Annotated in this window: 7 protein-coding genes; 5 read left to right on the forward strand and 2 right to left on the reverse strand. The window is 75.0% G+C overall.

Annotation, left to right across the window (positions count from 1 at the left end; translation table 11 throughout):
• The first annotated feature begins 373 nt into the window (after window positions 1-373).
• Both L1885_RS14905 and L1885_RS14910 read left to right on the forward strand, forming a co-directional pair.
• The gene (locus L1885_RS14905) at window positions 374-1,738 is read left to right on the forward strand and encodes an L-fuconate dehydratase (protein WP_235797586.1); all 1,365 of its coding nucleotides are present in this window, start codon (window positions 374-376) and stop codon (window positions 1,736-1,738) included.
• A 200-nt stretch (window positions 1,739-1,938) separates the two neighbouring features.
• On the forward strand, window positions 1,939-2,454 hold the full coding sequence (locus tag L1885_RS14910; RefSeq protein WP_235797587.1) for an MEKHLA domain-containing protein: 516 nt from the start codon (window positions 1,939-1,941) through the stop codon (window positions 2,452-2,454).
• A 273-nt stretch (window positions 2,455-2,727) separates the two neighbouring features.
• Here the strand turns inward: L1885_RS14910 and L1885_RS14915 are convergent, their stop codons facing one another.
• The gene (locus tag L1885_RS14915) at window positions 2,728-5,679 is read right to left on the reverse strand and encodes an FAD-binding and (Fe-S)-binding domain-containing protein (protein ID WP_235797588.1); all 2,952 of its coding nucleotides are present in this window, start codon (window positions 5,677-5,679) and stop codon (window positions 2,728-2,730) included.
• Window positions 5,680-5,855: 176 nt separating this feature from the next.
• Here L1885_RS14915 and pgm point away from each other — a divergent pair, with 176 nt between their 5' ends.
• On the forward strand, window positions 5,856-7,496 hold the full coding sequence (pgm, locus tag L1885_RS14920) for a phosphoglucomutase (alpha-D-glucose-1,6-bisphosphate-dependent) (protein ID WP_235797589.1): 1,641 nt from the start codon (window positions 5,856-5,858) through the stop codon (window positions 7,494-7,496).
• A gap of 126 nt (window positions 7,497-7,622) precedes the next feature.
• Here the strand turns inward: pgm and L1885_RS14925 are convergent, their stop codons facing one another.
• Window positions 7,623-9,902, reverse strand: coding sequence for an FUSC family protein (locus tag L1885_RS14925; protein ID WP_235797590.1), 2,280 nt, complete (start codon window positions 9,900-9,902; stop codon window positions 7,623-7,625).
• A gap of 125 nt (window positions 9,903-10,027) precedes the next feature.
• Here L1885_RS14925 and L1885_RS14930 point away from each other — a divergent pair, with 125 nt between their 5' ends.
• Together L1885_RS14930 and L1885_RS14935 are read left to right on the forward strand one after the other, a co-directional pair.
• Window positions 10,028-10,543, forward strand: coding sequence for a hypothetical protein (locus tag L1885_RS14930; protein ID WP_235797591.1), 516 nt, complete (start codon window positions 10,028-10,030; stop codon window positions 10,541-10,543).
• A gap of 155 nt (window positions 10,544-10,698) precedes the next feature.
• Window positions 10,699-11,739, forward strand: coding sequence for an NAD(P)/FAD-dependent oxidoreductase (locus L1885_RS14935; protein WP_235797592.1), 1,041 nt, complete (start codon window positions 10,699-10,701; stop codon window positions 11,737-11,739).
• Window positions 11,740-11,814: the final 75 nt, after the last annotated feature.

Genomic DNA, 11,814 nt, shown 5'->3' on the forward strand with positions numbered 1-11,814 from the left:
CGCCGCCCGCCGGCGGGCCGCCGGAGGCGGGCCCGTTCCCGCCGAACCCGTGCGGGACGGAAGACCCCGGCCCTCCCGGCTCGTGCGGCCCCTCGGGGCGGGCGGCCGGTCGCGCGCGACGGGCGGAGTACCCGGGCGCCCCGGCACGCCCTCATGCGGCGGACACACTCCCCCACCCGCACCACACCTCCCATGTATCGGTGTGAGTGCGACGTGGAGATAGAGATAACCCCAGGTCAGCCGAGGCGACGTCGTCATTCACGGCCGCCATACATCCCACCTCTCGCTAGACATTGGATGTATGGCGCCCTAGGCTGACACCGGCCGCCTGGCCCCGGAGCCGTCGCGCCACCGCCTCGTCTGGAGTGTCACCATGCCGCCTGCCCCGCCGCCCCCGCCGCCGTCCGCCCGCGTCACCGAACTGGCCGTGCTGGACATCCGGTTCCCGACCTCCGAACACCTCGACGGTTCCGACGCGATGAACCCCGAGCCCGACTATTCGGCCGCCTACGTCGTGCTGCGCACCGACGCGCCCGGCGGCTTGGAGGGCCACTCCCTGGCCTTCACCATCGGCCGCGGGAACGACGTGCAGGCGAAGGCCGTCGAGGTGCTCGCGCCGTACGTGGTGGGGCGGTCCGTGAACGAGCTGTGCGAAGACCTCGGAGGTCTGTCCCGCGATCTCGTGCACGACTCGCAGCTGCGGTGGCTCGGCCCCGAGAAGGGCGTGATGCACATGGCGGTCGGCGCGGTGGTCAACGCCGCCTGGGACCTGGCCGCACGCCGGGCCGGCAGGCCCCTGTGGCGGCTGCTCGCCGAGATGACACCCGAAAGCCTCGTGGACCTGGTGGACTTCCGGTACCTCAGCGACGCGCTCACCAGGGACGAGGCGCTGGAGATCCTCCGGGCCGCCGAACCGGGCCGCGCGGAGCGCACCGCGCGGCTGCTGGAGCGGGGCTACCCCGCGTACACCACCACGCCGGGCTGGCTCGGGTACTCCGACGAGAAGCTGGCCCGCCTGGCAGGCGAGGCCGTCGCCGACGGCTTCACGCAGATCAAGCTGAAGGTCGGGGCCGACGTCGAGGACGACGAGCGGCGGATGCGGGTGGCCCGCGCGGCGGTGGGTGAGGGCATCCGGATCGCCGTGGACGCCAACCAGCGGTGGGACGTCGGCCCGGCGGTGGAGTGGATGCGGCGGCTCGCACCGTACGAGCCGTACTGGATCGAGGAGCCGACGTCGCCCGACGACGTGCTGGGCCACGCGGCGGTGCGCCGTGCGCTCGCGCCGGTGAAGGTGGCGACCGGCGAGCACATCGCCAACAGGGTCGTGTTCAAGCAGCTGTTGCAGGCGGGCGCCGTGGACGTGGTGCAGATCGACGCGGCGCGGGTCGGCGGTGTGAACGAGAACATCGCGGTCCTGCTGCTCGCGGCGAAGTTCGGTGTGCCGGTGTGTCCGCACGCGGGCGGAGTGGGGCTGTGCGAGATGGTGCAGCACCTGTCGATGTTCGACTACGTCGCGGTCTCCGGCACCACGCGGGACCGCGTCATCGAGTACGTGGACCACCTGCACGAGCACTTCACGGATCCGGTGCGGATCGTGGACGGCCACTACGCGGCACCGACCGCGCCGGGTTTCGGCGCCCGGATGCACGAGAGCGCGCTCGTGGAGTTCCGCTACCCCGACGGCCCGGTGTGGGCCGGCCGCGCCGTCCGGGACGGGGCGCTGCTCCCGGGCGCCTGAAGGACCCCGGTGGGGCGCGCGTGCCCACCGTCCGCGCGCCTCACCGGTCGCCGGCCCGGGGCCCCGCCGTTTCCGGCCCGGGGCCTCACCGGTCGCCGGCCCGGGGTCCTCGCCGGGTGCCGGGCCCGGTGGCACCCGCGCCGAGTCCGGCGCGCCACACGGGTTCGTACAGGAGTTCGCTGGTCGGCATACTGGACACCATGACCTCCCCGTTCGACCCCGCCGGCGGGCCGGCCGGCGCCCCGGTCCCGCCGGGCGCCTCCGCGTCCTTCTGCGAGCTGCTCCTGTCCAGCCACGAGTGCCTGACGGGCAGGCCCCTGTGCCCGCCCGCCTGGTCCTCGTACGAGGAGGCCGCCGCCTGGTTGTACGCACGGGCCCCGTTCGGCCTGCTGGCCCACGACACCGCGGACGACCCGGTCTTCGTCTACGCGAACCGCACGGCCCAGGAGCGGTTCGGATACGACTGGGACACCTTCACGGCCCTGCCGTCCCGGTTGTCCGCGGCCCCCACGGGCCAGGAGGACCGGGACTCCTTCGTGCGCTCGGTCGCCGAGCGGGGCTACGCCGAGGGCTACCGCGGCCGCCGGATCGCGAGTTCCGGAAGGCCGTTCTGGATCGAGGACGTCACGATGTGGAACCTCGTGGACGCCGAGGGCGGGCACCACGGCCAGGCCGCCGTGTTCCGTTCCTGGTCCCCCGCGCGTCGAGCGGTGTGAACCGGGAGCCCTCCGTCACCGTGTCGACCTGCGTGCACGTCGTTCCAGGCGAGAAGGGCGGTTCCGTGAACGCACCCCTGGTGCCCGCGTCGGTGGCCGAGGGCTCCGAGGCCGAGGCACTCTTCCAGTTCGAGGCGGGCGCGCCGCGGCCGTCCGCGCGGCGCTCGGCATGAACGCCGTGCGGGTCGGCGACGCCGTGGTGCTGTCGATGCGCGACGACCCGACGCGGTTTTGGAGCAAGGCCCTCGGTTTCGGGCTGAGCCCCGCGCCCCCTCACGCGCCGGGCACCGGGGGCCGGCGGCCGCCGCCGGGCCCGCCGGCCCCCGTCGCCGCCGCGGCCTCCGCTCCCATGTGTCCCGCGAGCAGTTCAGCGAGGTGGGTGCCGCCGCGGCCCGCCAGGTGGTCGAGCTGCGTGCGGCAGGAGAATCCGTCGGCGAGCACCACGGCGTCGCCGTCCGCGCCCCGCACCGCGGGCAGCAGCGCGGTCTCGGCCACGGCGACCGACACCTCGTAGTGCCCCTTCTCCACACCGAAGTTGCCGGCCAGCCCGCAGCAGCCGCCCACGGCCTCGATCTCCGCACCGGCGTCCCGCAGGAGCCTCGCGTCCTGATCCCAGCCGAGGACGGCGTGCTGGTGGCAGTGCGGCTGGGCGACGCCCCGCACGCCGGTGAGGTCGGGCGGCGTCCAGCCGGGGGTGGCGCCGAGCAGTTCGGCGAGGGTGCGGGTGGCGGCGGCCGTCGCGGCGGCGCGGGGATCGCGGGGCAGCAGCTCGGTGAGGTCGCCGCGCAGGACGGCCGTGCAGGACGGTTCGAGGCCGACGATGGGGGTCCCGTCGTGGAGCGCGGGCTCCAAGGCCCGCAGGCTGCCCTTCAACTGGCGTCGTGCTCCGTCGAGTTGGCCGGTGGAGATCCAGGTGAGCCCGCAGCAGACCGGGCCTCGCGGGATCCGTACGCCGTAGCCCGCGTCCTCCAGTACGCGCACCGCGGCCCGCCCGACCTCCGGGGAGAAGTGGTCCGTGAACGTGTCGACCCACAGGGTCACCGGTTCGCCCCCGGCCGCCGGCCGGCCCGCGAACCACTGCCTGAAGGTCTGCTCCGCGAAGCGCGGCAGCGGGCGCCTCGGGTCGAGGCCCCCGGCGCGTTTGGCGAGCGCGGCCAGCGGCGGCAGCGCCATCAGGGCGTTGACGGGGCGGGGCGCGCGGGAGGCGAGCCGCGCCCAGCGCGGCAGCTGCCCGAGCGCGTAGTGGGCGGCGGGGCGCACGCGGTGGCGGTAGCGCTGGTGCAGCGCCTCGGCCTTGTACGTGGCCATGTCGACGCCGGCCGGGCAGTCGCTCGCGCAGCCCTTGCAGGCCAGGCACAGGTCGAGCGATTCCGCCACCTCCTGCGAGCGCCAGCCGCCGTCCACCAGGCTGCCGTTGGCGAGTTCTTGCAGGACCCGGGCCCGGCCTCGGGTGGAGTCCTTCTCGTCCTTCGTGGCCAAGAAGGACGGGCACATGACCCCGCCCCCGCCGGTGGCGTCGGCGCGGCAGCGGCCGACACCCACGCAGCGGTGCACGGCGGTGGTGAAGTCTCCGCCGTCGTCCGGGTACGCGAAGGCGAGGCCGCGCGGACGCGACGTCGCGGCGGGCACCCGCAGGTCGGCGTCGAGGGGGCGCGGGCGCACGATGACGCCGGAGTTGAGCAGGTCGTCCGGGTCGAAGAGGTGCTTGACGCCCGCAAGCAGGGCGAGCGCGTCGGGGCCGTACATCCGCGACAGCAGTTCGCCGCGGGCGCGCCCGTCGCCGTGCTCACCGGACATCGACCCGCCGTGCCGGCCGACCAGGTCGCCCGCCTCGGTCACGAAGGCCCGCAGCACCTCGGGCCTGCGGGCGAGCGGGAAGTCGATGCGCACGTGCAGGCACCCGTCGCCGAAGTGCCCGTACATGAGTCCGTCGACGCCGTGCCGGCCCATGAGCGCGGTGAGTTCGCGCACGTAGGTGCCGAAGTGCTCCGGCGGCACCGCGGAGTCCTCCCAGCCGGGCCAGGCGGGCTCTCCCGCCGGCGTCCGGCCGCCGAGGCCGGCGCCGTCCTCCCTGATGTGCCACAGCGCGCGGGCCGCAGCGCCGGCGACGACGGCCGAGTCGAGGCATCCCGCGTCGCCGGCCAGCCGGCGCGCGGCCTCCTCCGCCTCGCCCGGTGTCGCGCCCGCGGTCTCCGCGAACAGCCAGCCGCCGCCGCGCGGCAGCACGTCGGGCACCCGCGCCGCGCCGCGCCGGGCCCGTACGACGTCGACGAGGCGCGCGTTCATGCCCTCCAGCGCGACCGGGCGGTGCGGCAGCAGGGCGGGGACCGCGTCGGCGGCCTCGGCCATGTCGGCGTAGCCGAGCACGGCGAGCGCGGTGTGCCGGGGCGCCTCGACGAGCGCGACCGTCGCCCCGAGGACCACGCCGAGGGTGCCCTCGGTGCCGACGAGGAACCGCGCCAGGTTCCCGCCGTTCTCGGGCAGCAGGTGCTCCATGCCGTAGCCGGAGACCTGGCGGCGGAAGCGGCCGAACTCGGTGCGGATCAGAGCCAGGTGCTCGCGCACGAGCGTGTCCAGCCCGGCGCGCAGGGCCGCCTCGGGCCCGGTCGGCGCCGCGCCGACCGGGACGGGCGCGTGCGGGCCGGCCGTCAGGCGCACCCCGGCGCCGGTGAGCACGTCGAGGACCACGACGTTGTCGGCGGTCCTGCCGTAGGCGAGGGCGCGCGAGCCGCACGCGTTGTTGCCGACGGCGCCGCCGAGGGTCGCCCGGGAGTGGGTGGAGGGGTCGGGGCCGAAGCGCAGGCCGTGGGGCGCGGCCGCGGCGGTGATCGAGTCCAGTACCGCGCCCGGCTCGACGACGGCCGTCCTGGTCCCGGGGTCGACGGCCAGGACGCGGTCCAGGTGCCGGGAGAAGTCCAGCACGACGCCCGTGCCGATCGCGTTGCCGGCGATGGAGGTGCCGGCGCCGCGCGAGGTCAGCGGGACGCCGAGCCGGCGGCAGGCGTCGAGCGCGACGGCGGCCTCGTCGGCGTGCCGGGGGAAGGCCACGGCAGCCGGGACGACGCGGTAGTTGGAGGCGTCCGAGGAGTACTCGGCGCGCCGCCGGACGCCGGTGTCCACCTCGGCCACGCCGGCGCGCCGCAGCGCGGCGGCCACCTCGGCCGGACCGGGACCGGTGCGGGCCGGGCCGCCGGGCTCGTGCGCGCCTGCGGTGTGTGCGGTCACTGGCGTCCTCCGGCTCTCGCGTACCCCCCGTCCCGGGGTTCACCCTGGTGACGGGGCAGACCTCCATCACACCGCCCGTCCGCCTCCGGTACAAGAGGAGGCCTGGTCGGGGCATGGCTTGAGAGGATGTGGCAACAGATCGAGGGCGGGACGACCGAGACGTAAGGAGTGGGCAGATGGCACACGAGCGAGCGGGCCGGCCGGCCGAGCCGGGGGACCTCACGGATGTCGCCCGGCTGGTGACGGCGTACTACGCGCTGCACCCCGACCCGGGCGAGCCGGACCAGCGGGTCGCCTTCGGCACGTCCGGGCACCGGGGCTCCTCCCTCGCGACCGCCTTCAACGAGGACCACATCGCCGCGACCAGCCAGGCCATCTGCGAGTACCGCGCCGGTCAGGGCACGGACGGGCCGCTGTTCCTCGGGGTGGACACGCACGCGCTGTCCGAGCCGGCGAAGGTGACGGCCGTGGAGGTCTTCGCGGCGAACGGGGTGCGCCTGCTGCTGGACGCGGCGGACGGGTACACGCCGACGCCCGCGGTCTCGCACGCGATCCTCACGTACAACCGGGGGCGGACCTCGGGGCTCGCCGACGGCGTGGTGGTGACGCCGTCGCACAACCCCCCGGCCGACGGGGGGTTCAAGTACAACCCGCCGAGCGGCGGTCCCGCAGGATCGGACGCCACGGGCTGGATCCAGGACCGGGCGAACGAGATCGTCGCGGCCGGCCTGAAGGACGTCCGGCGCCTGACCTACGCGCGGGCTCTGGCGGCCGACACGACCGGCACGTACGACTTCCTGGGCACGTACGTCGCCGACCTGCCCTCCGTCCTGGACCTCGACGCGGTCCGCGCGGCGGGCGTGCGCATCGGCGCGGACCCGCTGGGCGGCGCCTCGGTCGCCTACTGGGGGCGGATCGCCGAGGAGCACCGGCTCGACCTCACCGTCGTCAACCCGCTGACGGACCCGACCTGGCGGTTCATGACGCTGGACTGGGACGGCAGGATCCGCATGGACTGCTCGTCGCCGTACGCGATGGCGTCGCTGATCGGGCAGCGCGACCGGTTCCAGATCGCGACGGGCAACGACGCGGACTCCGACCGGCACGGGATCGTCACGCCCGACGCGGGCCTGATGAACCCGAACCACTACCTCGCCACCGCGATCCAGTACCTGTACGGCAACCGCGACGGGTGGCCGGACGGCCTCGGTGTCGGCAAGACGCTGGTGTCCTCCTCCATGATCGACCGGGTGGCGGCCGACCTCGGGCGCCCCCTGGTGGAGGTGCCGGTCGGCTTCAAGTGGTTCGTCGACGGGCTGGTGGACGGGTCGATCGGGTTCGGCGGCGAGGAGTCCGCGGGGGCCTCGTTCCTGCGCAGGGACGGCTCGGTGTGGACGACGGACAAGGACGGCATCATCCTCGCCCTGCTGGCGTCGGAGATCCTCGCGGTCACCGGCCGCACCCCGTCGGAGCACTACGCACGGCTCACGTCACGGTTCGGGGAGCCGGCCTACGCGCGCATCGACGCGCCCGCGACCCGCGAGGAGAAGGCGGTGCTGGCCAGGCTCTCGCCGCAGCAGGTCTCCGCGGACCGGCTGGCCGGGGAGCCGGTCACCGGGGTGCTCACCGAGGCGCCCGGCAACGGCGCGGCGATCGGCGGCATCAAGGTGACCACCGAGTCGGCGTGGTTCGCGGCCCGCCCCTCGGGCACGGAGGACGTCTACAAGATCTACGCCGAGTCGTTCCAGGGGCCCGACCACCTGGCGCGCGTCCAGGAGGAGGCCAAGGGCGTCGTCGCGGCGGCTCTCGGCTCCTGACGCGACGGGCGGGCTCCGGGGCCGGGGTCCGCGAGCTGCGCCCGGGCGCCGCCCCGGGCCCCGGCCCCGGGGCGGTGCCGAGCCCCCGGATCGCGGGCCCGGGGACGTGGGGCCCCTCGGTTCCGCTCAGGCCGCCGTCGTGCGCGCCCGGCGCTCCTCGGGGCTCGCCAGCGGGACGTCCAGCGGGCGGGCGAGGCCGATCACCCCTTCGTCCAGGCGCTGCAGATGGCGCAGGACCCGGAAGGTGACCGTCCCGCTGCGCAGGGCGGCCGGGTCGGTCTCCTCCAGCATCGACGCGATGCTCGCGCCCGACTCCGCCTCTCCCCCGGCCCGCTCGTCGGTGACGCGCGCGGCCAGCACGGCGATGTTGTGCGCGATGCGGTCGCCGGCCCTCGCGAGGCGCGGGTCGGCGGCGACGCGCTTGCTGTACGGGACGAGTTCTGCGGTCGCCGCGAGCGAACGGGCGTGGTAGGCGCAGCTCTCCAGCAGCGCCACGAGGTAGCGGGCCGTCTGCCGGCGCTCCCGCAGGGGCGTGAAGGGGTGTGTCAGCGGCTGCACGGACCGGCGCAGGTCGTCCAGGGCCGTGTCGAGATCGCGCGCCATGTCCAGCAGGTCGGCGGTGGGGCCGCCGCTGAGCTGGGTGACGGCCGCGGCGGCGACGTCGCCCAGGCGCAGCAGCACGGTGCGCAGCAACTGGTCCGTGCGCCGGTCCGTCTGGATCGGCAGGACGACCAGGGCGGCGATGACGCCGCAGGCCGCGCCGAGCGCGGTCTCCTCGATGCGCAGCACCAGCACGGCGATGCTGTAGGTGTGCAGCAGCGTGTACAGCAGGCCGAGCATCGAGGTGACGAAGAACGACATCATCGCGTAGCTCAGCGGCGCGGTGAAGAACATGCCGAAGATGCAGACCAGCACCAGCGCGAACGCGGTCCAGGTGTGGTTGCCGACGAGGCCGGCGAGCACGACGCCGGACACCACGCCGCAGACGGTGCCGATGAGCCGGCGGTAGCCCTTGACCAGGATCTCGCCCGTTGAGGACGTGTTCAAGAAGACGACCCAGCAGGTCAGCACGGCCCAGTACCAGCGCTGGTCGGACAGGAACTCGCCGCCGGTCATCGCGAGCACCGACCCGGCGGAGACCTGGAAGGCGGCCCGGGTGGAGCGCCGCTTCAGGCCCGTCTCCTCGGCCTCGACGGCACTGCCCGCGGAGACCTCCTCGGCCTCGAACTCCTCGCGGGAGCGCGTCGCCTCGGCCGTGTCGTCGGACTCGTCGCCGGGCCCGTCGAGCGCGAGCCTGAGGCCGAGCACGGCGCGTGCCGCCTCGCCGATGCCGCGGAAGACGTCCTGCACGGCGGGCGGGCCCGAGGGCAGGTTCTCCTCGTCGCGGTAGCCGAGGAGCCGGTTGCGCAGCCGGGTCTGGGCCGTGCCGCGGTGCTCGGGGCCGAGGCGTGTGACCAGCAGGTGCAGCGCCCGCAGGTCGCGGCGCAGGATCTGCGTCGTGTCGGCGCCGATCCCGCCGGTCGCGGGCTGGGCGGGCACCGGCGCGTTCGGCAGGTGCAGGGTGAGGGTGTCGGCGCGCTCCGCGCTGCGGGCGTTCAGCAGCAGCCAGCCGAGGCGTTCGGCGGCGATCTCCGCGCCCGCGATCCGGCGTTGCAGGACGTCGGCACGGGCGGCGGCCTCGGGGTCCTCGGCGTTGTCGCCGAGCCTGCCCTGGATCATCAGGGCGGCCTCGTGCAGCCGCGCCGTGTGCCGCCTGAGGTTCACGAGGACCTTCTCCAGGTCCTCGGGCGGCGCGTCGAACATCTCGATCTGGATGGCGACGAGCTGGGCCAGGCGCGCGCGGAAGGCGGTGCGCAGCCGGCCGAGGATGCCGGGCGTCGTCTGCCGTACGAGGACGAAGCGGGCGACGGCGCTGCACGCGAAGGCGATGGCGAGGGTGAGCCAGAGCTGCGGCAGCGCCGAGGGCGTCGCGTGCACGAACAGCGAGACGAAGTAGAACTGGAAGCCGAAGAGGCCGATCGTGTACCCGCGGTCGCCGAATCTGCGGGCGTACACGGCGCCGAAGATCAGCGCGAGGAACACCAGGTCGCTCAGCACGATCAGGTGGCCGAGCAGCGCGCCGAGCGAGACCGAGACGAGCGACATCAGCAGGCCGAGAAGGAGCGTGACGGCCTGCTTGTGCTGCTCCTTCTCACGGACGGCGAAGGTGGCGACCATGGCGCCCATCGCGCCGGCGACGAGGTGGATGACGGGGGTGCCCATCATCGCGAGCACGCCGAGGGTCAGGACGATCGCGCCGACGGTGCGCAGGGCCGCCATGAGGCGGATGAGACCGGGGTCGGATGCCGAGAAGCGGTCCCAGAGCCGCGTCCTGGCCCGTCCGGAGGCCCCTTGCGTCGCTGCCATCGTCTCCCCGCACCCTCTTTCCGGCCATGGTCAGAGTTCGCCCCAGCATCCCACGGCTGCCCTGCGGCGACGTGGGCACTCCCCGCCCGCGAGAGCGCGGGAGGAGCACGGATAGCCTCGGCGCCATGTCGAAACTCCTCCTCGTCCTGCACATCCTGGCCGTGGTGATCGGGCTGGGTCCGGTGATGGTCGCTTCGAGCATGTACCCGTCGGTCCTGCGGCGTGCGCTGGCCGGCACGGACCGCGCGGGGGCCCGCGGCGCGCTGGCCGTCCTCGCGCGCATCTGCCGCGTGTACGCCGCCATATCCGTCGCGGTCCCGGTCTTCGGCTTCGGCCTCGCCAGCATGCACGGCGGCCTCGGCAAGCCGTGGCTGGTCGCGTCGATCGTGCTGACCGTGGTGGCGGCGGGCGTCCTGGTGTTCCTGCTGCCCGCGCAGCAGAGCGCGCTCGACGCGCTGGACGGCGGCGGCACGCCCGGGGACCCGGAGCCGGGTGCCGTGGCCGGCGGGGCGGCGCTCGCGGGCGCACCGGCCACCGTGAGCACCGCCGCTCCGGCGGCGCCGGGCCGGCTCGCGATGCTCGCGGGGATCTTCAACCTGCTGTGGCTCGTCGTCGCAGTGCTCATGGTCGTCCGGCCGTAGGACGCCACGCCGGCGGGCACGGCCGCGGGCGCGGCCGGGCGGGTCGCCGGCCAGGACATCAGTTGCCGGTTCGGCAACAATGTTTGCCGAACGTGCGGCGAGCGATCGACCATCTCCGCTGTCGGGCGGTACGCGGCAACAGCGAGGAGTCGAACATGCCGGGACGCAAGAAGCAGTACGACACGGTGGTGATCGGCGGGGGCGCGGCCGGCCTCGGCGGGGCCCTGGCCCTGGCCCGGGCCCGTCGTTCCGTGCTGGTGGTCGACGGCGGACAGCCGCGCAACGCCCCCGCGGGCCACGTGCACGCCTACCCGGCCGCGGAGGGCACGCCGCCCGCCGAGCTGCTGGCCCGGGGCCGGGCCGAGGTGGAGGCCTACGGCGCCACCGTCGTCACCGGCACGGTCACCTCCGTCGAGCGGCTGCCGGGCGGCGCGCCGGGGACGGAGCCCGGCGAGGCCGCCCCCGCGGGCGGCGGCTTCCTCGTGGTGCGCGACGACGGGACCGAGGCCGTGGCCCGCCGCCTGCTCCTGGCGACCGGCCTGGTGGACGGCACGCCGGACGTGCCCGGGCTCGCCGAGCGCTTCGGGCGGGACGTCCTGCACTGCCCGTACTGCCACGGCTGGGAGGTGCGGGACGCGCCGATCGGGGTGCTCGCCACCGGCCCGCTCGCCCCGCACCACGCGCTGCTGTGGCGGCAGTGGAGCGACGACGTGACCCTCTTCCGGCACACGGCAGGCGAATTCGGCGACGAGGAGTACGAACGGCTCGCGGCCCGCGGGATCGCGGTCGTGGACGGCGAGGTGACGGGCCTCGAGGTCACGGACGACCGGCTGACCGGCGTCAGGGTCGGCGAGCGGGTGGTGGCGAGGAGCGCCCTGACCGTCGCGCCGCGCCTGACCGCGCGCTCCGGCCTCCTTGAGGCCCTGGGCCTGGAGGCCGCCGAGCAGCTGATGGCCGGTCATGTCATCGGCACCCACGTGCCCTCCGACGCGAACGGCGCGACGGACGTGCCGGGCGTGTGGGTCGCCGGGAACGTCACCGCTCTCGCCGAGCAGGTGATCGGCGCCGCGGCCGCGGGCGTCCGGGCCGGCGCCGCGATCAACGCCGACCTGGTGGCCGTCTCCGCGTACTCGAACTCCGGCGACTCGCCGCCTTCGCGGCGCAGGCCGCCGTCGTCCTGGACCGCCAGCGGCTGATCGGGGAGGCCGCGCAGGCCCGCGAGCTGGCCGAGGGCAACCGGATCCGCACGGCGCTGCTGGCAGCGGTCAGCC

The sequence above is a fragment of the Streptomyces fuscigenes genome (assembly GCF_021556455.1).
Classification (GTDB): domain Bacteria; phylum Actinomycetota; class Actinomycetes; order Streptomycetales; family Streptomycetaceae; genus Streptomyces; species Streptomyces fuscigenes.